Source organism: Alkalimonas delamerensis (assembly GCF_030717955.1).
Taxonomy (GTDB): Bacteria; Pseudomonadota; Gammaproteobacteria; order Enterobacterales; family Alteromonadaceae; genus Alkalimonas; species Alkalimonas delamerensis.
Genome location: NZ_JAUZVY010000002.1, coordinates 203715 through 227508 on the forward strand (window position 1 = coordinate 203715; position 23794 = coordinate 227508).

The 23794-nt window shown below is 49.7% G+C and carries 18 protein-coding genes, 2 pseudogenes and 1 riboswitch; of the genes and pseudogenes, 12 read left to right on the forward strand and 8 right to left on the reverse strand.

Features of this window, described 5'->3' with window-relative positions:
• Positions 1 to 12 precede the first annotated feature (12 nt).
• From moaB to moaA, 3 genes are all read right to left on the reverse strand, one after another.
• The gene (gene moaB / locus Q3O59_RS05465) at positions 13 to 555 is read right to left on the reverse strand and encodes a molybdenum cofactor biosynthesis protein B (protein WP_305944616.1); all 543 of its coding nucleotides are present in this window, start codon (positions 553 to 555) and stop codon (positions 13 to 15) included.
• On the reverse strand, positions 548 to 1132 hold the full coding sequence (gene mobA, locus Q3O59_RS05470; protein ID WP_305944617.1) for a molybdenum cofactor guanylyltransferase: 585 nt from the start codon (positions 1130 to 1132) through the stop codon (positions 548 to 550). Before mobA ends, moaB begins: the two co-directional genes overlap by 8 nt.
• A 41-nt stretch (positions 1133 to 1173) precedes the next feature.
• The gene (moaA, locus tag Q3O59_RS05475) at positions 1174 to 2145 is read right to left on the reverse strand and encodes a GTP 3',8-cyclase MoaA (protein ID WP_305944618.1); all 972 of its coding nucleotides are present in this window, start codon (positions 2143 to 2145) and stop codon (positions 1174 to 1176) included.
• A riboswitch (molybdenum cofactor riboswitch) is annotated at positions 2134 to 2276 on the reverse strand. Its footprint overlaps the gene before it by 12 nt.
• 159 nt (positions 2277 to 2435) lie before the next feature.
• On the opposite strand from moaA, the gene trhP reads away from it, so the two are divergent.
• The 6 genes and pseudogenes from trhP (at position 2436) to Q3O59_RS05505 (ending at position 8405) form a co-directional block, all read left to right on the forward strand.
• On the forward strand, positions 2436 to 3764 hold the full coding sequence (gene trhP, locus Q3O59_RS05480; protein ID WP_305944619.1) for a prephenate-dependent tRNA uridine(34) hydroxylase TrhP: 1329 nt from the start codon (positions 2436 to 2438) through the stop codon (positions 3762 to 3764).
• A gap of 3 nt (positions 3765 to 3767) precedes the next feature.
• Positions 3768 to 3944 (forward strand): annotated as a pseudogene (locus Q3O59_RS05485) (YfhL family 4Fe-4S dicluster ferredoxin); the annotation flags it as partial.
• Between the two features lie 196 nt (positions 3945 to 4140).
• Positions 4141 to 4506, forward strand: coding sequence for a response regulator (locus Q3O59_RS05490; RefSeq protein ID WP_305944620.1), 366 nt, complete (start codon positions 4141 to 4143; stop codon positions 4504 to 4506).
• Positions 4503 to 5078, forward strand: a complete 576-nt coding sequence (locus tag Q3O59_RS05495) for a chemotaxis protein CheC (RefSeq protein WP_305944621.1) — start codon at positions 4503 to 4505, stop codon at positions 5076 to 5078. Before Q3O59_RS05490 ends, Q3O59_RS05495 begins: the two co-directional genes overlap by 4 nt.
• A complete protein-coding gene (locus Q3O59_RS05500; RefSeq protein WP_305944622.1) occupies positions 5078 to 6352 on the forward strand; it encodes a PAS domain-containing sensor histidine kinase in 1275 nt (424 codons plus the stop codon). Before Q3O59_RS05495 ends, Q3O59_RS05500 begins: the two co-directional genes overlap by 1 nt.
• Before the next feature lie 19 nt (positions 6353 to 6371).
• Positions 6372 to 8405 carry a GAF domain-containing hybrid sensor histidine kinase/response regulator gene (locus Q3O59_RS05505; RefSeq protein WP_305944623.1) on the forward strand — a complete coding sequence of 678 codons (2034 nt, stop codon included), beginning with the start codon at positions 6372 to 6374 and terminating at the stop codon, positions 8403 to 8405.
• A 7-nt stretch (positions 8406 to 8412) separates the two neighbouring features.
• On the opposite strand, the gene Q3O59_RS05510 is transcribed toward Q3O59_RS05505, so the two are convergent.
• From Q3O59_RS05510 to nosR, 4 genes are read right to left on the reverse strand one after another with little or no spacing between them, the layout of a single operon-like run.
• A complete protein-coding gene (locus Q3O59_RS05510) occupies positions 8413 to 9768 on the reverse strand; it encodes a GAF domain-containing sensor histidine kinase (protein WP_305944624.1) in 1356 nt (451 codons plus the stop codon).
• Positions 9769 to 9779: 11 nt separating this feature from the next.
• Positions 9780 to 11171, reverse strand: coding sequence for a sensor histidine kinase (locus Q3O59_RS05515; protein ID WP_305944625.1), 1392 nt, complete (start codon positions 11169 to 11171; stop codon positions 9780 to 9782).
• Positions 11161 to 12339, reverse strand: coding sequence for an FIST signal transduction protein (locus Q3O59_RS05520; protein ID WP_305944626.1), 1179 nt, complete (start codon positions 12337 to 12339; stop codon positions 11161 to 11163). Before Q3O59_RS05520 ends, Q3O59_RS05515 begins: the two co-directional genes overlap by 11 nt.
• Complete coding sequence (gene nosR, locus Q3O59_RS05525) at positions 12340 to 13695, reverse strand: response regulator c-di-GMP phosphodiesterase, NosR family (RefSeq protein ID WP_305944627.1); 1356 nt, start codon at positions 13693 to 13695, stop codon at positions 12340 to 12342. It abuts the gene before it with no gap.
• A 96-nt stretch (positions 13696 to 13791) separates the two neighbouring features.
• Between nosR and Q3O59_RS05530 the strand changes: the two genes are divergently transcribed.
• The 3 genes and pseudogenes from Q3O59_RS05530 to Q3O59_RS05540 all read left to right on the forward strand — a co-directional run bounded on the left by Q3O59_RS05530 (position 13792) and on the right by Q3O59_RS05540 (position 17493).
• On the forward strand, positions 13792 to 14364 hold the full coding sequence (locus Q3O59_RS05530) for a response regulator (protein ID WP_305944628.1): 573 nt from the start codon (positions 13792 to 13794) through the stop codon (positions 14362 to 14364).
• Between the two features lie 2 nt (positions 14365 to 14366).
• A pseudogene (locus Q3O59_RS05535) lies at positions 14367 to 16340 on the forward strand (EAL domain-containing response regulator).
• 1 nt (position 16341) lies between these two features.
• Positions 16342 to 17493 carry an HDOD domain-containing protein gene (locus Q3O59_RS05540; RefSeq protein WP_305944629.1) on the forward strand — a complete coding sequence of 384 codons (1152 nt, stop codon included), beginning with the start codon at positions 16342 to 16344 and terminating at the stop codon, positions 17491 to 17493.
• A gap of 89 nt (positions 17494 to 17582) precedes the next feature.
• Here Q3O59_RS05540 and Q3O59_RS05545 read toward each other — a convergent pair whose 3' ends face one another.
• Positions 17583 to 20039: an EAL domain-containing protein gene (locus tag Q3O59_RS05545; RefSeq protein ID WP_305944630.1), complete on the reverse strand. Its 2457-nt coding sequence runs from the start codon at positions 20037 to 20039 to the stop codon at positions 17583 to 17585.
• Positions 20040 to 20578: 539 nt separating this feature from the next.
• Between Q3O59_RS05545 and Q3O59_RS05550 the strand changes: the two genes are divergently transcribed.
• The 3 genes from Q3O59_RS05550 (at position 20579) to Q3O59_RS05560 (ending at position 23483) form a co-directional block, all read left to right on the forward strand.
• A complete protein-coding gene (locus tag Q3O59_RS05550; RefSeq protein WP_305944631.1) occupies positions 20579 to 21364 on the forward strand; it encodes a hybrid sensor histidine kinase/response regulator in 786 nt (261 codons plus the stop codon).
• Positions 21348 to 21698, forward strand: a complete 351-nt coding sequence (locus Q3O59_RS05555; protein ID WP_305944632.1) for an Hpt domain-containing protein — start codon at positions 21348 to 21350, stop codon at positions 21696 to 21698. Before Q3O59_RS05550 ends, Q3O59_RS05555 begins: the two co-directional genes overlap by 17 nt.
• A gap of 96 nt (positions 21699 to 21794) precedes the next feature.
• Positions 21795 to 23483 (forward strand): fused response regulator/phosphatase, encoded by a 1689-nt coding sequence (locus Q3O59_RS05560; protein WP_305944633.1) that lies wholly within the window; start codon positions 21795 to 21797, stop codon positions 23481 to 23483.
• The last annotated feature ends 311 nt before the right edge of the window (positions 23484 to 23794 follow it).

Sequence of the window (23794 nt, forward strand, 5' to 3'; positions counted from 1 at the left end):
TTTCTGCAGACATCAGGCAATTCCTTCACAGCCAGCGGCTGTGCTGTTTTTAAGATGAGGCACAAAATTACAGGGGCCGGTGGCAGCATTAAGCTGCGGTTCGATCAACTGCTGCCAGGCCAGCTCACAGGCCGAGCCAGAGCCCGGCATGGCAAAGATCAGCGTTTGGTTGGCAAGGCCAGCGCAAGCGCGCGACTGCACACTGGCACTGCCAATGCGTTGAAAGGACAACTGGCGAAACAGCTCGCCAAAGCCATCGATGGGGTGATCAAACAGCGGCGTTAGCGCTTCGACAGTGCAATTTCCGGCGGCAAAGCCGGTACCGCCATTGACCAGCACCACCTGCACTGCAGGGCTTGCTATCCACTGGCTGATTTGAGCGCGCAGCTGATAACGATTGTTCGGCAGCAGTGCCCGCTCAGGCACCTGGTGGCCAGCCCGCTCTGCCCGATGTTGCAGCAAATCACCGCTGCTGTCATTGGCGCGGCTGCGGCTATCGGAGACCGTGAGAATGGCCAGTTGCAGTGATTGAAAAGTGCGGGGGGCTTTAGCCATGGCAAGACTCCTTCGAAGCCAACTGCTGGGCCTGCTGCCAGTCAGCCGGGGTATTGGTATTGCTTAGCGCGGCAGCATGGCTGGGCTCACAGCTTTCCACGCCAATGGCACTAAGCAGCGCCTGCACCGAACGATTGCTATGGGGCCTTGACAGTACCTGCTGCAAATAACGATGCACCGACAGGGTGTTGGGCAACACACAGGGCAGGGCATGGCCGGCAAAGCACACCGCTTTACGGGTATTTGTGGATACCAGCTGCTGAATGTCGCTGACGCTGAGCAGTGGGGTATCGATGGCCAGCACCAGCACCCGATCGCGGCGGCAGCGGTTTAAGCCGGCTTCGATACCGGCCAGCGGCCCGGCTTTGGCGAAACGATCCGGAATAAAGCCGGCGGCATTGCGACTGACGAACACGTCCGAGGCACCTGCTTCTATCGCCAGCGCTCGCATGTACTGCCACAGCGGTTGGCCCTGCCAGTTCAGTTCGGCTTTATCGGTGCCCATGCGGCTGGATTTACCACCGGCCAGCAGGATGGCATCAAAGGGCATCGGCGTTGTTTTTTGCGGTACGGACATCAAAATCACCTCCAGCTAGCTACCAATCTCAACCGCCAATCTCAGCCACCAATCATCGCCAAATGACGGGTTGAGCCGCTGTTGCCCTGATGCAGCTCATGGCTTGCGGCCTTACCCAGCACCGCACGCTGCAGGTAATGCATCAAGGGCTCGGGGTTATCGTCTTGCAACAAGTGGCGCAGGTTTTGGTGCTGCTCGGTAAACAGGCACAAAAACAGCTGGCCACGGCTGGATACCCGCAGCCGGTTGCAATCGGCGCAAAAATCCTTGCTGTAAGGCATGATCAGGCCAATCTGGCCGCGATAATCCGGGTGGGCATATTCCAGCGCTGGGCCGGCACTTTTTCCTTTTTGCTGCAGCTGCCAGCCTTGTTTTAGCAAGTGCTGCTGAATGCTGGCACCGCTTAAATGCTGTTGTTGATAATAACTCTGATTGTCGTTGGTGCGCATCAGCTCGATAAAGCGCAGCGAGACGGCTTTGTCGCGGACAAATTCCAGAAAATCGGGCAGTTGCAGCGCATTGTGCTGGCGCAGCAGTACGGTATTGAGTTTGACTTTACCCATGCCGGCAGCCATGGCCTGATCGATGCCATCGAGAATGGCTGGCAGGCGGTTTTCACCGGTCACCAGATGAAAGGTAGCGGCATCCAGGCTATCGACACTGACATTGATGGCATCCAGCCCAGCCTGTTGCCAGCTGCTTAGATCGCGCTGCAGCCGATAGCCGTTGGTGGTCAGTGCTACTTGCTCAATACCTTCGGTTTGTTTGCAGGCGGCGATAATATCGGTTAAGTCTTTACGCAGCGACGGCTCACCGCCGGTAATCCGGACCTTGCGGGTGCCGAGCAGGGCAAAGGCTTTGACCAGGCGTTTGATTTCCGGCAGCGTCAGCTCGTCCTTGCGGGAGCTGCAATCCGGCCCGTCGGGCAGGCAGTAGCTGCAACGAAAATTGCAGCTTTCGGTAATGGACAGCCGCAAATAGGTAAAACGGCGCGCATAAGCGTCGATCAGCATAATTCACCTTTCCAAATCGGGAGGTAGGGCCGTTTCCCGCCATACCCGGTGGCCTGATTGCCACGGCATGCTGGTCATGGCTTCCTTTAACAGGAAGCGTTAGAGCCAGCAGCTCGGTGTTTGATTGCATCTTAGTCGTTGTTCAACGGGCTTGTTATTGCTCTGAATGGAGTGAGATATACCTCAACCTGGGTATACGGAGCCGGTAAGTCAGCTTTTTTTGTGCTGGATCAAATCTTGCCAAAGCAGGAAAGTTACCATGCAGCAATTTTATTCAGATGGAGCCTACAATGGCTTTAATACCAGAGTTGCTTTCACCCGCCGGCAGTTTAAAAGCCATGCGCCTGGCCTTTGCCTACGGCGCCGATGCAGTCTACGCCGGTCAGCCGCGTTTTAGTTTGCGGGTGCGCAACAACGAATTTGACTTGCCCACCCTGGCCACCGGCATTGGTGAAGCGCATCAGCTCGGTAAAAAGTTCTATGTGGTGGTCAATATTGCGCCGCACAACAGCAAGCTAAACCGTTTTGTCGAGGACATGGCGCCGGTGGTGGCGCTGGAGCCGGATGCGCTGATTGTATCGGATCCCGGGGTGATTTACCTGCTAAAGCAGCACTTTCCACAGATGCCGTTGCATTTGTCGGTGCAGGCCAATACCGTCAATTGGGCCGCGGTCAAATTTTGGCAGGCGCAAGGTGTGGAGCGGGTGATTTTATCACGTGAGCTGGCGGTGGAAGAGATTGCCGATATTCGTCGCCAGGTACCGGAGATGGAGTTGGAAGTCTTTGTGCACGGTGCCTTGTGCATGGCTTATTCTGGTCGCTGCCTGTTATCCGGCTACATCAATAAACGCGATCCGAACCAGGGCACCTGCACCAATGCCTGCCGCTGGAGCTATCAGGTGCATCCGGCCACCGAAGATGCGGTTGGCCAGTTTACCCCTGTCAAAAACCAGCCGGTCAGTGAGCCGGTGTTGATTGAAGAACAAGGCCGCCCCGGCGAGCTGATGGCGATGGAAGAAGACGAGCATGGCAGTTACATCTTAAACTCGAAAGATTTGCGGGCGATTGCCCATGTCAAAGCCCTGACCGAGATGGGGGTGCATTCGCTGAAAATTGAAGGCCGCACCAAGTCGCCTTATTACGTCGCCCGCACCGCACAGGTGTACCGCCGGGCCATTGACGATGCGGTGGCTGGCAAAGCTTTTGATACCAGCCTGCTGCAAGAGCTCGATGGCATGGCCAATCGCGGTTTTACCGAAGGCTTTTTACGCCGTCACCTGCCGCAAGAGCTGCAAAACTACCAGACCAGCCATAGTGTCGGGCAGCAGCAGCTGGTTGGTGAGTTTATTGGGGAGGCCGATGCGGACGGTTTTGCGCTGGTGGAGGTTAAAAACCAGTTTGCCGTTGGCGATCAACTGGTGCTGATGAGCCCGCAGGGCAATCAAGCCTTTGTGCTTGAAGCATTGCGAGATCAGCAAAATCAAGAGCTGCTGTTAGCCCCAGGCTCGTGTTACCAGCTGAAAGTCAAATTGCCGCGGCACCAGCCACTGCAACATGCCATGCTATTGAAACAACTGCAGCCAGCTCAGTCAGGGCCGTTGCAACAAGCAGCAGGTTAATGCATGACCGCGGTGATTGAAGTCAGTTGCATCAATTGCGACATGTGCGTGCCGGAATGCCCAAACGATGCCATTTACCTGGGTGAGCACCACTATGAGGTAGATGCCAGCCGCTGCACCGAGTGCGAGGGATTTTACGACCAACCCACCTGCATCGCCGTATGCCCGATTGATTGTATTTTTTTGTGCTCCGATGGCCAATCCTAAGATGGCTGCGGTCATCACACCCTTTACGTTTGCTTCACCTATACTCTTACTATCCACACTCTGGCTCACTTACTTTTTGGCCCAGCAATTGTTTTTGCTAAAAAACTGATATTGAGCTAGTATGAGACAAATGAGACAGTAAGGTCTTTGCAGACTATGGGAGAGTACCATGGGAATACCGGTTACGATAGCAGACGATTCCGCCTTGTCGCGTAAAACAATCCGGCGCGCTTTACCGGCAGACTGGGATGTCGATATTCACGAAGCCAAAAATGGTGTGGAAGCCATGGATGCCGTGCATGCAGGAAAAGCTGACGTGCTGTTTTTGGACCTGCAAATGCCCGAAATGAATGGCTTTGAGGTGCTGAAAACACTGCATGATCACCATGAGAAAACGGTGGTTATTGTGATCAGTGCCGACATTCAGCCAGAGGCTCAGGCTTTGGTGAACTCCTTAGGTGCCTTTCGGTTTCTTAAAAAGCCATTGCAAGCCGATGAATTGCGTCAGACTCTGCACGAGGTGGGCTTGTTATGATTAGCCTATCGGAAGATGAGCGTGATGCGCTGCAAGAGATCATGAATATTTCGATGGGGCAGGCAGCCAATGCCATGGCACGATTGATACAAACCAAGGTGACGTTGTCGGTGCCGGCCATTCGTACCATGACACCGCAAGACTTTCAGGCCATGATCCACGGTATGTCCAACAGCTGGTTTGCCCGGCAATCTTTCCTGGGTACTTTGCGAGGTGAAGTCATCACCAGTTTGCAAAAAGAAGGCTGTGAAGCCATCGCTGAACTGATGGATTTTGAGCTGCCGCTTGATCACAGTGCCACAGAAGAACTGGTACTGGAAGTTACTAATATTTTATCGGCTGCTTGCCTGCAAGGTTTTACCAGTCAACTGGAGCTCAGCGCACAATTGGCAATGCCAGCCTTTTACTATCCCGAAACAACACCACAAGATGCTGATTGGTCTTCCATTTTGCTGATGGATGTGGATTTTCGGATTGAGCAAATGCAATTCGATGCCAGGGTGTTGATTGGTTTAAGTGAAGGCTCGACCAGTGAGTTGCTGATCCCCATTCGCGCCTTGCTGGAGTCTTGATGAGAAAAGCTGAGCTCGAGCATGTGCTGGTGCAACTGCCGATAGCGGTGTGCATTATTGATGAGGCGAGAACCATTGTGTTTGCCAATGCGGCATTCTCGGGCGGTCTTACGCTCAGGCAAGCCGATTTAACGGGGCGTCTGCTGGATGATGTGTTTCCGCAGCAGATCCGTTTTTTAAAACGGAAAATCAACAGTGTGTTCGCCTTGAAAAACCCGAGTTTTAGCTATTGGCAGCAGCGTCCGCATGTCTTTCCAATGAGCAGCAGTCGCCCCATTACCGGCGACGAGTCCGAAATGTACCAAAACGTGCAATTTATTCCACTTCTGGACTCGGCAGACGAAGTTTCACACCTGTGTATGGTGATTTCGGATGTCACCGCCGAGGCTAGCTATTTTTTGCAGCAAAGTGAGTTAAAAGCCGCATTGGAAGAAGAACATCAGCAGTTGCAAAAGCTGCATGCTGAACTGAAGCAGGCACAACAGCAAATGTTGCAATCAGAAAAGATGGCATCCATTGGTCAGTTGGCAGCAGGCGTTGCCCATGAAATCAATAACCCGGTAGGTTTTGTTCGCTCCAATTTAGAGACCATGCAGGACTATACCGCTAAATTGATAAACGTGATGGATCGACAGCAAAAAATTATTCAGAAACAAGCCGAACCGAGGTTTATCGCTCTACTTAGCGACCTATATGAACGTTTAGGTGTTGCTTATATCCAGTCGGATTTGCCTGATCTTATTAAAGAGTCGCTGGAGGGAACTGAGCGCGTTCGAAGCATCGTCAAAAGCCTGCGTGATTTTGCCACTTACGACGACGAGGGTTGGGTGGCTCTTGATTTGGCGGCGGTGATACGCTCGGCCCTTGCATTGCTGGAAAACGAAATCAAATACAAAGCGAAAGTGCAGCTGGAGCTACCTGAGCAGAATGCACTGATTTGGGCCAAAGCAGCCTCCATACGGCAGCTGCTATTTAATGTGATTCTAAATGCCTTGCAGGCGATGCAGCCGATGGGCCTGTTGCAAATTCGTTGCACACTGCAGCAAGACAGCATTGAGCTGATTATTCAGGACAATGGCTGTGGCATGGACAACGAAACCTTGTCCCGTATCTTCGATCCTTTTTTTACTACCAAGGCTGTGGGTCAGGGCACTGGCCTTGGTTTGGCCGAAGTCTACAACATAGTGCAGGAGCATGAGGCAACTATGCAGGTGGACAGTGAGCCTGGTACCGGAACCAGGTTCCGTTTTTGCTTTAAAGCTTATCGGGGTTGATATGCAGCAAGAGCAGCTTTTGAAAACTGACGCTACCGGTAGCGAATTAACCGATATTTTGCTGGCCATTGCTGAGCGTTTTATTAACGTGCCTCTGGCTGAAGCGGAGCTCCTGATTGCCGACACCCTGGAGCAAATGGGGCGCTTTGTCGATGCCGATCGCGTTTATATTTTTTCATACGATTTTGAGCGCAATACCTGCAGCAATACACACGAGTGGTGTGCAGAAGGGATTAGCGCGGAAATTGAACAGTTGCAAAATGTGTCAATCTTGCACATTCCACAGTGGTTGAGTGCCCATCTGCAGGGTGAGCAGATGCTGTACCCCGATGTACCAGCATTGCCAGACGATGATCCGATTAAGGCCATTTTGGCTCCTCAGGGCATAAAAAGCATCATCACCATTCCGATGCGGCATCAGGGCAAATTAATCGGTTTTGTTGGCTTTGACTCGGTGCGTCGATTTCACCACTACGATCAGCAGGAGCGCAAACTGCTGACCGTGTTTGCTCAAATGCTGGTCAACCTAAAAGAGCGGATGGACACCATGCAGCTGCTAAATACCGCCAAACAATCGGCCGAGTCTGCTGCTCAGGTGAAAGCACAGTTTCTTGCCAACATGAGTCACGAATTGCGCACGCCACTCAATGCCATTACCGGCTTTAGCGAGTTAATGCAGTCACTGGATTTGCCCGCTCAGGCGAAGAATTTTAACCAAAAAATTCAACAAGCGTCTTCTCACTTGTTGTCGGTGATCAACGATATTCTGGATTTATCGAAAATTGAAGCCAACAAGCTGGAGCTGAAGCCAGAACCTGTCCGTCTGTCCCGTTTGATGTTAGAGCTGGACGACATGATGCAATTTCAGGCACAGCGCAAAGGCTTAAGTTTGCAGGTCTCTGTTGACTCAGCCCTGCACCGTCCAGTGATGCTCGATGCGCTTCGCTTTAACCAGGTGATGATTAACCTGGTCGGCAACGCCATTAAGTTTACCCACTATGGTCGTGTTACGGTGGAATTCCGAGTCCTTGATACAGACAACGACGCCGTTACCTTGGAGGTTGCCGTGACCGATACCGGTATTGGTATGAGCGAGGAGAGCATTGCTCAGTTATTTGATGCCTTTCACCAGCTCGACACCAGCATTACCCGCCAGTTCGGTGGGACCGGCCTTGGGCTTTTCATCAGCCAGGGGTTGCTGCAGAAAATGCAGAGTGCGCTCAAGGTGCAATCCTCGCCTGGCGAGGGCAGCTGTTTCTCATTTCAACTGAGCTTGCCTTTTGCTGCTACCACCGAATTAGCTGAGCGTCCCTCTATAACGCCTGCTGGTCAATTGCACGGGCAGGTCCTGCTGGTTGAGGACGACAGCACCAACCGTTTATTGCTGCGAAAAATGCTGGAACGGTTGGGCCTGTCGGTTCGTGAAGCCGAGCATGGCAAAGCTGCCCTGGCCGCGGTGGCACTGCAGGAGCCTGACATCATCCTGATGGACATTCAGATGCCGGTGATGGATGGCCTATCGGCCACTGAACTGCTGCGCCAGCAAGGCTTTCGCAAACCGATTTTGGCGCTGTCGGCGGGTGTCATGCCTGAAGACATCGAGCGCAGCCGCACCCATCAACTGGACGATCACCTTACCAAGCCCATTACACTTCAGGCGCTGCGTGATGGCTTAAGCCGCTGGTTAGGTTCAGATGCTCAGCCATCGATATCCTTGAGGCTGGACAGCTTATCGGCAATGGTTGGGCAGGACGCATTGGCAGAGGTGTTGCATGATTACCAGGCGTCTTTGACGAAAACCATGGACGAAATGCAAACAGCCTATCGTGCAGGCGATGCGATAGCGCTTGCGGCCTTGTGTCACCGTTTAAAATCTTCGACTCGTTTTGTGGGGGCTGATTCTGTGGCCCTTGAGTTGGATGCGATGGAGAAACTGTTACGGCATGAGTTACGCTTGAAGCCGGAGGATTACACTGCGCTCTGGTTAAAATTAACGGGCTTGTCCGATGTTGTGACAGTGTCCCTGGGCAGCCTTCGCGGAGCTAACAGCTAAACAAAGACTAAGAGCCTGACCTCATGGGCAGCTGCACTTCAAAACAAGTGTGGCCCTCTCGTTGTGGCGTCAGCGACAATGTGCCTTTTAATTCCTGCACCGTATGAATGCAAAGTGCCAACCCCAGTCCTTTTTGCTCAGACTCAGCCATGTTTTGCCGATATTGCAAGTCGTGCAGCAAGGTCGGTGCAACGCCCGAACCCTGATCAATGACCCGAAGCAGCACATGATGCTCGGTTTCATCCAGCAAGGCCTGCATTTTAAGCGGGGGCTTGCCATGCTCCATGGCATTTTCCAGCAGCCCAAAGAGCACCTGAACCAGTTTGGCCTTATTGGTGATTAGCTGCAACGCGCTATCGCATTCAATCTCTACTGGAATCAATCGATGATGAGTGCTTTTAAGCAGCAAAGCAACCGACTGCAGCAGTGTATGGACATGAACCGGCGCACTGCTGGTGCTGTCCTGGTGATGGAATAGGGTGAGCTGCTTGACCACGGTTTCAATTTTGCTTGCGGAAGCTTCTGTCTCTGCGACCAGCTGTTTGGCATCTGCTAGCATCTCCGGAAACTCGGGGGTGAGCTGTGTAATTGCCTCCATGGCCTTTGCAGGAATGACTTTGGGCAGGGTCTCCACGTAATGTTGCAGCAGTTGCAGGTTGCACAAAGTTGCCCCAAGAGGACTGTTAATTTCATGGGCCAGGCTTTCTGCCAGCTTGCCAAAGCTGGCCATGCGCTGTTGTTGGATTAACGACAGCTCTTGTTGCCTGAGCTGGTGCAATGCCTGTTCGAGTTGATGGTTTTTTTCTGCCAGCAGCTGCATCAGCTGCTGGCGCTCCTGATGCGCTTTGCGGCGTTCAAAATGCGCGGCCAGGTGGGCCGCAACGTATGCAATCAGCTCCAGATCGGTGGTCTGGTACTTCACATCGCTGGAATAACTCTGAATAACCAGGACACCCAACAGCTCATCCTCAAGCAGCATGGGTACACCCAACCAGCTGACAATGCTGTCAAGGTGGCCAAGCACACTGGCAATCTCGCCTTGTTGAACCAGGCGTTGGATTGCAGTGGCATCCAGCAGGATTGGTTTACGCTGACGAATGACGTAAGAAGTAATGCCATCGCCAAGCGCAAAGTGTTTGACGGCAGGGCAGGCATCTTTTTGATCGGAAAAATAAGCAATTTCCAGGGAAGATTGGTCTGGATGATAGAGCACAATCATAAAATTATCGCAGTGCACCAGTTGATGCACGCATTGATGCAACTGGGCAAAATAGGTAGTTTCTGCCAAGTCAGCATAACTCAGTTCAGAGATGCTAAACAGGGTTTTGGATAAACCGGAAAGCTTGTCCTGTTCAGTTGACATGGTGCGCCGCTTTAAAGATAGCCATCTGCTTCACCATGACTGAGATCCGGTTGCTTCGGCAAAGTGATGACAAAGCTGGTGCCTTGATTGGGTTGACTGCTGACCTGAATGCTTCCGCTGTGTTGTTCAATAATGGCTTTGGAGATTGCCAAACCTAAGCCGGTGCCTTTGCCAACAGCTTTGGTGGTGAAAAAAGGATCAAATATTTTGGTCAGGGTGTCTTCAGGGATGCCACAGCCATTGTCCTTGATTTCGATAAAGGCGTTGTCCTTGTCGTCACACAAGGTGATTTGAATGAGTCCTATCTTTTCGTCGCAGGCCTGAGCGGCATTGACCAGAATATTCAGCAATACCTGCGACAGTTGAGCAGAGCGGGCGGTGACAACAATGCGTTTGTTGCCGTAATGTTTTTCAAGTTGGGCACTGTACTTAATCTGATTCCAGGCCACCCGTAAGGTATTGTCAATCAGTTCAGCCAGATCAATATCATCAGTCTTGCTTTGATCCGGATGTGAGAATTGCCGCAGGCTTTTCACGATGTCTTTAACCCGCGTTGCACCCTCGGTCATTTCGGCCATGATGTCGTCGGTATCAACGCAAATGGCTTGGTAACGGTAGTGTTCAAGGATGGACAGGGCTGTGTCGGCAGCAACTTCGTGCTTTAGCGCATCGATTAGCTGGTGCAACTGCTCGTGGTTGTAGGCGAGGTTTTGAATATTGCTAAGCACATAACTGAGCGGGTTGTTGATTTCATGTGCAACACCGGCGGCCATTTGACCCAGTGAGGCCATTTTTTCCGAGGATATCAGTACTTTTTCAATCTGGTCTTGCCGGGCTTGCAGTTCTTTTTGTTGCTGTTGCAGGCGGCGTTTTTCTACCTGGCTAATGGTGCTGCCGGCAAAGCTTGAAAACTGCTGCAGTAACGTCAAGTCATGGGGGCCAAAAGCAGCGCGCTCGTTAGAAAAAATCCACAGTTGATACTCTGCGTGTTGGGTTTGAATGTCGATCCCAAGCAGTGATCGCATGTCGGACCAGGGCGATGTCAAAGTCAATGGTTCCTCAAACAGCAAAGGAATGTGAAAGGCATTCAGCGGGCGCTCCAGACCTTTCTGGTGGATGTGCTGCACAATGTTGAGTGCACCATCGCTGTCGGTTTCCGTGCAGCTGACGGATAATAGTTGAGTCCGTTCATCACTCAACTGGGTTATGACGGCGGCATCAAAGTGGAGTGCCTGGCGCAGTAGCCCAAAAAACTGGGCAAAGAGTGCGTCAATGTCCTCGGTCGTTAAAATAACATGCAGGCCGTCCAGAATAAGTGTCTGCAACAAGTGCACTTGCTCCAGCTCCCGATTTTTGATTTGCAGCTGATGCAGTTTATCCAACAGGCTCTCGTCAGGTTTCACGATCACCTCCAAACAGCGTGCAGGAAATCATCAGGTTGCCATGGCGGCTTTCTCCATCGCTAAAAGTCCCTTGCTCACCAAAGGTAAAGCCCATGATAAAGGGCAGATTTGGAAGCTCTGCTGCCATGGCAGCCTGCACTTCGGCCATGGCAGTCTGAATGGCCAGCATGCAGCCGCCACAAAAAATGATGATGGCTCCTTCTAGCGACAACATACCCCGCAGCTTCGCAATATCGCGGGCGGTTCGGATGACCTGAGGTCCGCGCTCGATCAGTTGCATGGTTGAACCTGATGCCAGATGCAGCGTTTCACCTGGATGCACTTCTGAAAATAAATCCAGGCAGCCGCCGGATGCCATCGCCGGATGGCTTAGCAGCAACAACGGAATATCGCCGCTGCTTTTGAGGCGTGCTATCGGCGTCATGGTGGATGCAGCCAGCACATTGCCATCTTCAAGCATAGGGTGCCCGAGTTGTGTTCGCCATCTATTGATGACATCGATAGCGGGCTGGCCATCGATTTCCTGCAGCTTTCTTCCAGTGACTTTGGTGACGCTACCTGACAGCTCTGTAAGCTCGTAGCCACTGCCAAAATAACCGAGTACCGGTACAGAGGGATAGAGCACGGCGATGATAAAGCCTTGAGCTAATTTTTGGCTACCATCATGCAGTCCCCATTGTCCCTCGATGCTATTGTCTGCGCTGCTGCCGCCAAAAACAGGTACTTTGGTGCCAACGATGTCCTGGATTCCTAACAGCACCTGCTCCTCTTGCCCTGGCGTTTGAAAACACCAGATGAGCTGAGGCGAAAGGTGACCGCGACCACTTTTTTCCATGGCGCTCAGAAGCGTCTTGGCAGCTGCTGCACGGACGTCAGTGGCCTCCTGACTGCTGGCCACACCATAAAAGCCGGCCTTGTCTGTAAAGCGCAGCACACTGATGCTGTGCTGTTGCAGTGATAACTGATGTTCATTGGCGCTCCCCAGGCAGGAGCTGGCAAGCAAACAAGGCGACGTCCGGCTTAAATCGTTCGGTAAGGCTTTCAGCAGGGCGGCTTCACAAAACCCAATCAAAAACTGACGGTCGTGACTGGCAAGCAGTGACTGAAGCCTCTCTGTTGTCTCGGCAGTGCTTGATGCGGCGATATGATGACTTTCTATGGAAAACATTCAGGCCTCGCTTGGCGCAGTTGGCGCCTCAGATGCTGTTGCTGCGTCGTCTTCCGGAGCAATATCAATCTTCAATTCTTGATGATGCTGGCGTTGATATTTTTTCAATTTATCGATCAACACGGGTGTCAGCTCACAGCCTTTGGGAAGCAACAGAATTTTGGTTTCATTGTACAGCGCTGAGCGCAGCCGCATGCCCGGTTTGAGCTCGTCGATGCTGTAGCCATCGCGAATGCTATTAATAAAGATATCACGGCTTTTTTGATAGCAGGCTTCGAAGGCGTTAATCACAGCCGGATCGTACAAGGTATGGCTGGCTCGAACAATCATGGTGCAGGCCTCTTTGGGTGTTAACACCTTGCTGTAACTTCGGCGGGTCATTAGCAACCAATAATCTCTGGCTACCGCCAAAATTCGGGCCGGTAGTGGAATATGTGTGTCTTTTAATTCTGCCGGGTAGCCGGTGCCATTAAAGTGAGCATACTGGCAGCAGATCCCTTCTACCACAGCACGCAGATGCGGGGCCGGCGATAAAATCAACTCGGCGTGCGAGGCATGCTCGATGAATTGCTGTTTCTCAAGCCCCTCCAACTGGTGGTAAGGTTTTTTCAACAAATCAGCCGGTAGACCTATCATGCCTATTTCATGCAGCAGAGCTGTTAAAGCCACGTTTTCAATGTCTTTGACAGGCAATTGCATTTTTTCAGCAATGGCTTTAGCCAGGTTGGATACATTGACAGCAAAGCCAGCGCTGATTAAAGGGTGAATGCTAATCACGTTGTAGAGGATATCGAGGTTGTTTTGCTTTTCTTGCTCAGAGCGTGCCATGCTGGCCCGAAGTTGCGCCAGCGTTTTCTTAAGCTGGGCCGTACGTTGATGAACCATTTCCTCAAGGTTATGGTTCAGCTCTTTCAACTCTTTGTTTTGCTGGCTTATTTGTTGCTGCATCCGTTTGTTGGCTTGTTCCAGATGAAACAGCTTTAAGCCATCTTTCACGGTGTTAAGCAAGTCTTTGTTGTTCCATGGTTTTTGCACATAGCGATGGATGCGGCCGTCGTTGATGGCCGCAATGGTGGATGCCATATCGCTGTATCCGGTCATTAAGATGCGGTAGGCATCGGGTTGAATTTCCACAGCTTTTGCCAGAAATTCAGCGCCATTCATTTCGGGCATGCGCATGTCTGAAATGATTAGATGCACTTTCTTTGACTCCAGTATCTTGATTGCATCCTGACCGTTGGTTGCCAGCTCAATATCCAAGCCGACCGGGAAAAACAACCGTTTGAGTGCGTTTAAGATGCTATGCTCGTCGTCAACGCACAAGATAACAGGTTTTTTAGCGGCGGCAGCGGTCATGATTAAGCCCTCTTGGTGGCGTATTTGTCTCATTTGTCGCAAACATCATAAATGTATGCTATTGTCGTAAGTAAATCAAGTTCGCTGAGTTGTACTATGCTTAGAACATTAAAACCAAGTGAAATTGCCAGCTATTGCGATGTGCATCACCGCACGGTCAGTCGTTGGATTGCTTCTGGCGAGTTAAAAGGCCATAAATTACCCGGAAGAGGTAATTACCGGGTGCAAGTTGTAGATTTTATTGCCTTTTTGGAAAAACAGGGGATGCCGATACCGCCAAGCTTATCGGTTCATCCTCGGGTATTGGTGGTGGACGATGAAGTCGGTATCCGCTCTATCATCCGGCGTACTTTGCAGCGACTTGAAATGGATGTGGTGGAAGCCGCTGGCGGTTTTGAAGCCGGCATGTTGGTGCTGCAACAAGCTCCTGATTTAATAACCATTGACTTGGCGATGCCCGGATTCGATGGTTTTGATGTGATTCGGGTGATTCGAAAGCAGCCTGAGTTTAACGATGTCCGCTTGCTGGTTATTTCCGGTTTACCAGAGCCCGAGCTGGAAAAAGCGGTTGCACTTGGCGCCAATGATTACCTAACGAAGCCATTTGATGCCGATATGCTGCTGGCCAAAGTACAAAAATTGCTGAACTTACGGACGCTTGCGAGGTAACTATGCAACAGGCAATTCTACTGGTCGATGATGAACAAAGTGTGCTGAAAGCACTGCAGCGGTTGTTCAGCCGCCATGGCTATCAGGTTGTGACGGCAAACAGTGGCCGTGAGGCCATTGAACAGCTAGCAATGGGTTCTTTCCCTGTGATCATCACAGATTTCAGAATGCCTGAAATGTCTGGCGCTGAGCTGTTGCGTGTTGTCCGGGATCGCTGGCCTTTAACCATCAATTTGGTGCTGAGTGGTTATACCGATTTTAAATCGGTGGTTGAACTGTTAAATGAAGGCCTGGCATTTCGTTTTTTGGAAAAGCCCTGGGATGAAGACGACATGCTGCAACAAGTCAAGGATGCTTACAGTGCCTTCTACCAGAAGCAGCAAAAAAAGGAGCGCGACCAATTACTGTTGGGCAGCCACTCAGCGCTAATTGAGTTGGACAAAGCCGGGGCCCTGCAGCGAGCCAATGCAGCCGCCTTAGTTTTAATGCCTGAGCTTTCGGATACAGGGAAAGCACTGTCTTTTCTGGTGAGCAACTTTGAAACAGAAGACATGGAGCGTTTTTGCCAGGGGCAGTTGGATGAATTATTGGTCTGGGATCGTACGAAGAGTGCTGTTTTGTTAGAGCGCTATCTGAGCGATGATTTTGGACACATTGTGCAACTTTCGCGAGAAGTTTCAGTGGTTGCCGAGCCTGATTTTCCACCACAGGTTCAGCTTGCCTCCGAGCATGAGTTAAGTGTTGCGATGCAAAGTGCTGTCGAAGAGCAACGTTGTTGCGCTCTCATAGCGCTAGGTATTAGCCAATACGACGTATTGAATGAATTGCTTGGGTTTCGTACTGCAGATCAGCTCATTGTCGGCATTACTGAAGCGCTGGTGCAATCATTGAACCCCAGCGAGAAACTTTGTTACCTGAACGGCGATCGTTTCTTGTTATTGATGTCGGATGTTGACGATGAGCAGGGAGTATTGCAAAGGCTGGAGCAAATCTGTCAGGCGTTTCAGGCTGCGATGTCTTTTCAGCATAAGATGGGGCAAGTTAAGTTGTTTGGTGTCTATGGAATGGCGCCGGAGGATGGTTTAACCCTCAAAGAATTGCTAAACCCCATGCGTCTGTGCATGACGCATCAGGCTAAATCTGCCCGTCAATCGTTTTGCCGTTTCGATGAGCAACTGGTCAAAGATTATCGTCGAAACTTTGAAATTAGCAGAGCTTTGCTGCAACCTGAACTGCAGCAACAGCTTCAGCTGAGATTTCAGCCCAAGATGAATCGTGAAGGTGAGATTGTAGGTGCAGAAGCCTTATTGCGTTGGTTTGAACCGCAACAGCATGGTTGGGTATCGCCTGCGGTGTTTGTTCCTATCGCCGAGCGGGATGGGCAAATTTTAGATATTGGCCGTTGGGTTTTAGCCCAAGCTTGTCATCAGCTTGCTGAGTGGCAACAAGCAGGCGATGCACCATTGCCAATTGCGGTGAACTTGTCCGGTCGGCAGCTCAAAGAAGATGGCGGTTTGGTTGCTTTCGTTGCAGAGTTGCTAGAGCAGTATCAGATTGCCCCCTCTTCATTGAACTTTGAGCTAACCGAAACTTACCTGGTGCAGGATTTACAGCATTGCAAGTTGCAAATGCAGCGGTTACGTGAACTTGGTTGCACCCTGTACATTGATGACTTTGGCTGTGGCTACTCGTAGTTGTCGTATTTATCGCGTTTACCGGCCGATGCAATCAAACTGGATAAAAGCTTGATCGACGAGCTGGAAAGCTCACTTGCTGTGCAAAGCATGGTCCGCAACATCATACGTATGTCGCATGATCTTAAATTGAAGGTTGTGGCCGAAGGCGTTGAAAGCCAATTTGAACTGGAGTTATTAAAAGATATGGGTTGCGATCTCTTCCAGGGGTTTTTACTGGCGCAGCCACTGGCGGCGAAAGACTTAATACAGCTGGTGCGACAGTGCAAGACAGGGGGCTAGCATGGATTCGATAACCGTAGTGATGCTGGATGATGATGCGTTTCTACTCAAAGCATTAAAGCGCACTATGCAGCGTATGTGTCCAGAGGCCTGTATTGAAACCTTCAGCGAGCTTGAACCTTTCTGGTGCTATTTGCGTGAACATCCCCATGTTGACTTGGTGATCAGCGATTACTTGATGCCACACATGCACGGGTTGGATGTGCTTGAGCGTTGCACGCAGGAAAACTCTTATCCGGTACGGGCTTTACTAACAGGTGACATGACTCTTGCAACCATGATGCGTCAGCCCAATGTGGTGCATGCATATCTTGCCAAGCCCTTCAATGCTCAGGATGTGCAAGCCTTGTTTGAAGCGGTGGCAGACTTGAAGCGTTTACCTTTTTCATCAGCAGCGCGCACTGCTTTGGGAGCCATGACCAGCTTTCCGGTTTCAGATGGCTTGCTGCGGAAATTAAAGGTGTTGGTAGACGATGATAATAGTGATGCCCATGAAATTGCAGCCGTTGTTGCTAAAGAACCAGTTATTATGGCCAAGGTGTTGCAGTTGGCTAACTCCGCCTATCTCGGCTTTCAGCGTCGGACATCATCTATCGACGAGGCGGTGTCGCGGCTTGGAACCAAAATGCTGATGGCTGTTGTCAGCTCGATGGCGATTTCTAAAAATTACCAAACGTCCGTGCCTGCCGAATGCCATCAGCGACAGCTCGATATTGCGTCTGATTACGCCTGCTGTGTAAAAGCCTTCGCTAAAGCTTGTGGCCTGAGCCGCGATGCGCAAGAAGAGTTGTTTGCTACGGCATTGCTCAGCTTTATTGGGAAAATTATCTTATTGGCTGAAGGCAGCGATGAAAGCAACCTGCACAATGAAGCCATGTTGCAAGATGATGGCGCAGATTACCAATTGATTTCTGCCTATGTGATGCGTTTATGGGGCTATAAAGCGGAGCTTTGCGAGCTAATCATGAAGTGTCATGATGCGATGGCTGTGACAGAGCCACACCTGAAATCTCAACATCAGATTTTATTTATTGCGAAGCAGGTTTTATTTTACAACAAAAAACCACTGGAGGTTCAACGTTATTGTACCGATCGTAATATGACTCCTTCGATATGTCAGGGTATTACTGGTTTTCCATGGTTTGTTTCTTAACACCTACTCTATCTTTTAAAAGTTTAGCGCGATTGGCTGAGCAAGCTCTGCTCTAATGCGGCAAGCTCCATAGAAAGATGGCTGTTGGATTATGTTCTGATATACCGCGACTGCTTGGATTGAAACCAGGCAGTGCCCTCAATATCAAAAGCCGTTAATGGCTTACTGAACAAATACCCCTGATAGCGTTCACAGCCGAACTGCTTCAAAAACTCATATTGGGCATGAGTTTCAACACCTTCAGCGGTGATCTCAAGGGCTAAATCCTGTGCCAGGTGAATAATGGCTGGCAGCAGTTTATCCTGTTGCTGCTCATCAATGCGTTGGACAAAGCTGCGATCGATTTTAAGCTTGGTCACAGGAAAGGTGTCCAGGTAACTCAGCGATGAATACCCGGTACCAAAGTCATCCAGTGCAATATTAAACCCTTGCTTTGCAAGTTGGTTTAACTGGTCTACGGCACTGGTTCCCGCCTGAATTAAAATGCTCTCTGTGATTTCAATAATAAGGCTGTGGTGAGGCAATTTATAGTGTTTCATTCGCTCTGATAGGCGATTGCATAATGATGGATCAACAAGGTCCTGAGCACTAAAATTGACATTTAATTGTAAGGCCGGATACTGCTGGCGCCAAAGGGCTAATTGGCTTAACCCTGTATCCAGCATGTGCTGAGTTAGGTAGCCAATCAGGCCATGCTCTTCCAACAAGGGAATAAATTGGGCTGGTGAAATGGCACCTAACTCATGATGATGCCACCGTGCCAATACTTCAAAACTGGCAAGCCTTTTTTCAGCCGAAAAAATAGGTTGAAATGCACAACTAAATTGACGCTGGCTTATGGCTTGTCGGATATTTTGAGTGAGCCGCATACGAAAATCGATTTTATGTTGCTGCTCTGGGTCATAAAAACGATACTGATGTCCGGCTTTCTTTTTGGCTTCATACAAAGCTGTACTGGTATGTTGCATGGTTTCATCAACCTGTAGCCTGCCATCAGCTACCAGACAAATGCCTACACTGGCACTAAAGTGGATTGTGACGTCGAAATTAGCTGAAACTTGTTCCAAACGCAGCAACATCTGTTCAGTAAACTGAGCCGCCAGCTCCAGTGAATTAGCATGCATACACAGCAACCAGAACTCATCGCCATTTTCCCGGTACAGGCAGTCATCACTTTTGAGCAGTTGGGCCACTTGCCAGGCGATCGTTTGCAGTAATAAATCGCCTGTAGTTCTGCCATAGGCATCATTGATCAAATGAAACTGATCCAGATCCATTTTCATCAAACAAAAGGGCTGCTGTTGTCTTAGTTTGGCGGCCAGGTCACGTTTAAGCTGCCACAAGGTTGGTAAGGCAGTCAGGGTGTCGATGTGTTGGACCAGCTCAGGCCGCTGAATGACTGCGCGTTTCTGTTGTCTCAACATTCTACTGCGTTTTACACGCGCTTCTACGGACATCAGCAACCGCCAAGGGGCAATTGGTTTTTGAATGAAGTCATCGCCTGCCAGATTAAGTTCAGCCATTTTCTCATCGGTGTGATGATCTGCAGATATAAACAATAAAGGGGTATCGATAAGTGCATTATTTTGTCGGATGATTTGCCCCAACTCTAAACCATTGCAGTCAGGCATATTCACGTCGATGATGATCAACTCAGGTTCTATACTATATAAGAGGTCAAATGCCTGCTTGGCATTGCTGGCGGTATACACTTTGTATCCTCCCAGCATCAGTGCTTGGCGGTAAAAGCGCAGCACCTCGTTATCATCATCGACCAGTAAAATCCGGTAGGGGTCATTCGTGCTGATATTAAGTAGTTTGCGAAGTTGTTGAATCAATTGCAGGATATCAAGTGGTTTATGCATGAAATGGCTGCAGCCAGCTCTGGTTGCGGTTAGACGTGCCTCAAAACTATCGTCGTCGGCAATAAATATTAGTGGTGGATGCTTGCCCGGTCTCTGCCTACAAGCCAGCCATGGCTCATTTGCACTGTGTTGCTTCTTGTTGTTTGAAAAATCACAGATGATGGCAGCAGGCTGATAGTGCTGGATGGTTTTTGCAAGATCAGCAGTGGTTTGAAGATGTATGATCTCAAAATCAGCATCTTGCAAGTTTTGCTTTAGCTGCAGTGTGATACTGTCATCATGTCCGATAAGCAATATTTGGGGCAGATGCTGCCTTTGATGGGAGGGGGGCCCTTTCAAACTCTGGTCTACAACACTACTGCATTGAGAGGCTTTGCTTAGCGTGTTCATCAGCTCATTGTAGGCGTTGTGTTCTTTGATGTGCTGAGCCAAATCATTCTGAAAAGGTAAATCCAAAAAATCCATGAGTTGTCTGGCTGAATTGGCGAGATCCTGATAGCCATAAATGGCACCTGAGCCAGCCAGTTGATGGCTGATCTTCTTCAGTTGCACGCGGGCCACCAGGTTGTTGTTGGTCATATACTCATGCCAGTGATGCTGCAACTGTTCATGTTTTTGAACCAAATTAGCCCGGTAACTTTGTTGCATTTTTTGCCAGCTACTGGTTTTGTCCTGTGGCATGATACAACTCCTTGCAGCCATCAAGTACCTGGTTTGTATCTTAGTTGATTTTCTTGAGTGTTGCTTAATAAGCGAAAGAACGATTCTGATAAATATCTGATATATTTTTGATGGGTACAGGCGCTTGCAGTTGTTGACTTTGCATTTAAAAGTGAAAGATTGCTGATTAACCTGCCTGCTGCTCGGCGCGCAAGTACGGATCCAACCGCTCTTTGGGAAGGGGCGGCGAGTACCAATAGCCCTGAATTAAATGGCAGCCTTGTTGTTGCAATGAACTGAACCTAGCTAGTTTTCATCCATAAACGGGCTCCTGCCCTTATTCTGGAACGACAAATGAAAATTACGACTTCCATTTATCTCACATTTTCAATGCGTTACCACGCACTAAAAATTGCAGCGCATCCCTGCGCTGCGCTAGTGCCCGCCTTTCTGGACGGGCACTAGCTAACAAAATACCAAGCTAAGCCAAACTTGCTAAATGACCGTAATTGTTTAAGTTATAAGACGAAGCAGTATTTAACTTGAGTGAATTATGACCAATGTCCAACGATAAATTTCGTGATCTACTACAGGGGTTACGGCTTAATTTTTTAGAAATTGTTGCAAATCGTTGCCAGGATCTCGAGGTCTTGATTTTGCAGTTGCAGCACAACGATAAATCAAGCCCTGAGTTTGAGGAGATCTTTCGCATTGTGCACAGCCTCAAAGGCTCTGGTGGCACCCACGGTGTGCAGTTGGTGACCAAGGTGTGTCACTACCTCGAAGATGTGTTGGTTGATCCTGCTCTGACGCAGTTTGATGAAACCGCGATTGACAGGTTGTTAGCTTTTGTTGATATCTTAAAAGCCATTCCCAGTAACGAACCAAGCCGTCAAGGACAAGTTTGCCCTCAGTTGCAGGCACAATTGGATGCGCTAAAAGAAACAAGGTTAAGTTCCAACAAAACCGTGGTTTTATTGGAGCCAAGCCGCTCACTTCGGCTTTTTTTGCATGACATGCTGGTTGCGATGGGGTTTCAGGTGATTGTCATGCACAACAGTGTGGAGACCTTGCAACGACTGATCCATGACCCGGTGGACTTGATGATTCTTTCTTTCGAAAATGCTGACCTCAATGGTGCAGCCATTGTGAGTGCCATTCGGGCAAATCGCAGCATCAATGAAGCAGCACCGGCCATTATTTTGAGCAGCCAGCCGTCACTGAATGTATCTATAAGCAGAGTTTTGGTGGTGCCGCGTACAAAAAATTTGCACAGGGTGCTGCAACAGGCGGTCGATAGCATTTTTTCTCCCAGCAAGGAGGGGCAACATGAGTCAATGGGATAAAGAACGTTTTTTACAAAGCCTGGGCCCAATGCAAAACCTTGCCCCCAAATTGTTGCAAGCGTTTTTAACGGGGTTAGATGCGCATTTAACCACCTTAGCCGAAGCCCAAAAAAAACACGATCGTACCAAAGCACAGCAAGCCGCTCACAGCATTAAAGGAATTGCAGGCCAGGTTGGCTGTTTAGAATTGGCAGCGCAAGCAAGGCAAATTGAGGAGCAAGCAAGTACTGCTGGTGATGCTATTTGGTGCCACTGGATTGAGCAATTGCAGCAACAAGCAAAAACGGAACGTCAGTTAATTGAGATTTTTTTACAAGAATATCAAGCAACTTAATTGTGCAAAGCTTGGCTATGTTTTTTGCCAAGTCACCCTTGCTGTGCTAAATCTAAAACAACACAAGAACTCTACCTGACGATTTCAAGGTATTGAATGCACTTAAATCCTGTTTTAAAAGAATCGTTAAATTTTCTTATTGTCGAAGACGATTTACTCTTCAATGCACTTTATGAAAATTTCTTGCTAAGTAAAGATGCCACCGTTCATTGCGCCTATTCATTGAAAGATGCTAGCTTACTGCTGCAGCAACACCCGAACTACTTTGATGCGGTCATTCTGGACAATCAATTGCCAGATGGCCAGGGGCTGGACTTGCTACCTAAGCTGAACCTGGGCAGTAAAGTTACCGCCGTGATTATGGTCAGTGGCAACGATGATGCGGATTTTTTCCTAACAGCCTTTTCAGCTGGCATTCATGACTACATGGTCAAGCCGGTAAATCTGGAGTTGTTGTGGCTCAAAGTAACCCGCTCGGTGCGTGAGCAACAGTTGATTGCACTGACGAACCAGCAAAAGCAGGCGCTCGAAAATTGGGTAGAACAAGAACAGCAGCAGCAGTTGTTGGCAAAACATTTGTTTCAGCGAATGTTTGAGGAGGTGAATCAGCCGCACCCTTCTATTCATGCCTGGTTAAAGCCTCATGGGATTTTTAGTGGGGATGCCATTTTACGTTGCGCCGGTAGCGACGGCTGTTGGTATTTTTTTATGGCCGATGCCATGGGGCATGGCCTGGCACCCGCCATCTCATTGATGCCAATATTGCGTACCTTTCAGGCCATGGCTACAAAATCTCTACCCTTGCCCAATATTACTTATGAAATGAATCGTCAGTTGACGAACTTGTTACCCGATGATCGCTTTGTAGCCGCAGTGATGATAAAGCTCGATCCATGGCAACAACAGCTGGAAGTCTGGAACGGCGGTATGCCCAATGTGTTGTTTCTAAATCAGCAAGGTGATGTGGTTCAAAAATTACGCTCACAGCACATGGCGCTGGGTGTGCTGTCGGGCCAACACTTCAGCGCGAAAGGTGAAACTTTCCCCTTGCACAATCTTCATTACATGCTGGTTTTTAGCGATGGTCTAACTGAAACGGCGTTAGCGCAGGGCGACACCATGACCGAGCAACAACTCATTGCCAGTTTGCAGATCAATGAGCCCAACCCACTTATGGCACTAACTGCACAATTTGACACCCTACAAGCCGATGATGACATCAGCGCCTGTTTGGTGAATCTGCCTGGCTTGGTGCAGACTAAATTGAATGACAACGAAGCGACCCAAACCAAACCGCCAACATCTTCTGTGCAAATGAGTATACTTCTGTCCGGTAGCGCTTTGGTGTCGGCCGATGTGGCCGCAAAAATGGTGGAATGGTTAAAAGAACAGCAAGTATCGATTGTGGCCAGGCAAAAGGTGTTTACAGTGCTTACCGAGTTGTATGTCAACGCATTGGAGCACGGTGTCTTGCAGTTAAGCAGTGATTTAAAGCGCCATGCAGAGTGTTTTGAGCAATATTATTTAGAGAAACAAAAACGCGAAACGCAATTAACAGAAGACGATACCATCGAAATCTCCTTGCGCTGGTCAGCATCGGAGTCGATACTCTATGGAGAGATCACCGACAGTGGTGCCGGCTTTAAGCAACCAGATGATACTGCTGAACAGTGCAATGCGCTCAGTGGTCGTGGTCTTGGTTTAATTGAACAGCTAACCAGCCACTTTGAAATTATCCCACCTGGGAACAGGTTCAGATTCACTATGGATCTTACTAAGCTTTAAAGCTATTGGTGTTCAGGCACCCAAAAGGAGCTCAGTGTGAGTAATGCATTAAAAATAAAATCGGCTTTGTGCATAGGGTTTGCTGTTGCTGCTCTGCTGTTGTGGTTAACAGGTTGGGGGGGGGTAGCATTGCTGATCTTTTTGGCGGTAGCTTTGGCGGCCCAAGTTATTTGGGCGGAGCCTGCCGCTGGTTCAACGATGCAAGCAGAGGCAGCGATGCAGTTGGAGTCGGAATTAACCCAATCCAAACAAACGTATCAGACCTTGTTGCAACAAATTGCAGAGTTGACCGACGAAAGCCATGACAGTGT

What these genes read in the sequence shown, in the direction of transcription:
- Q3O59_RS05560 (WP_305944633.1), top strand. Translation starts at nt 21,795, where the DNA reads ATGCACTTAAATCCTGTTTTAAAAGAATCGTTAAATTTTCTTATTGTC.
- moaB (WP_305944616.1), bottom strand. Translation starts at nt 555, where the DNA reads ATGGCTAAAGCCCCCCGCACTTTTCAATCACTGCAACTGGCCATTCTC.
- Q3O59_RS05500 (WP_305944622.1), top strand. Translation starts at nt 5,078, where the DNA reads ATGAGAAAAGCTGAGCTCGAGCATGTGCTGGTGCAACTGCCGATAGCG.
- Q3O59_RS05490 (WP_305944620.1), top strand. Translation starts at nt 4,141, where the DNA reads ATGGGAATACCGGTTACGATAGCAGACGATTCCGCCTTGTCGCGTAAA.
- trhP (WP_305944619.1), top strand. Translation starts at nt 2,436, where the DNA reads ATGGCTTTAATACCAGAGTTGCTTTCACCCGCCGGCAGTTTAAAAGCC.
- moaA (WP_305944618.1), bottom strand. Translation starts at nt 2,145, where the DNA reads ATGCTGATCGACGCTTATGCGCGCCGTTTTACCTATTTGCGGCTGTCC.
- Q3O59_RS05510 (WP_305944624.1), bottom strand. Translation starts at nt 9,768, where the DNA reads ATGTCAACTGAACAGGACAAGCTTTCCGGTTTATCCAAAACCCTGTTT.
- Q3O59_RS05530 (WP_305944628.1), top strand. Translation starts at nt 13,792, where the DNA reads ATGCTTAGAACATTAAAACCAAGTGAAATTGCCAGCTATTGCGATGTG.
- Q3O59_RS05540 (WP_305944629.1), top strand. Translation starts at nt 16,342, where the DNA reads ATGGATTCGATAACCGTAGTGATGCTGGATGATGATGCGTTTCTACTC.
- Q3O59_RS05550 (WP_305944631.1), top strand. Translation starts at nt 20,579, where the DNA reads ATGTCCAACGATAAATTTCGTGATCTACTACAGGGGTTACGGCTTAAT.
- Q3O59_RS05555 (WP_305944632.1), top strand. Translation starts at nt 21,348, where the DNA reads ATGAGTCAATGGGATAAAGAACGTTTTTTACAAAGCCTGGGCCCAATG.
- Q3O59_RS05520 (WP_305944626.1), bottom strand. Translation starts at nt 12,339, where the DNA reads ATGTTTTCCATAGAAAGTCATCATATCGCCGCATCAAGCACTGCCGAG.
- mobA (WP_305944617.1), bottom strand. Translation starts at nt 1,132, where the DNA reads ATGTCCGTACCGCAAAAAACAACGCCGATGCCCTTTGATGCCATCCTG.
- nosR (WP_305944627.1), bottom strand. Translation starts at nt 13,695, where the DNA reads ATGACCGCTGCCGCCGCTAAAAAACCTGTTATCTTGTGCGTTGACGAC.
- Q3O59_RS05545 (WP_305944630.1), bottom strand. Translation starts at nt 20,039, where the DNA reads ATGCCACAGGACAAAACCAGTAGCTGGCAAAAAATGCAACAAAGTTAC.
- Q3O59_RS05495 (WP_305944621.1), top strand. Translation starts at nt 4,503, where the DNA reads ATGATTAGCCTATCGGAAGATGAGCGTGATGCGCTGCAAGAGATCATG.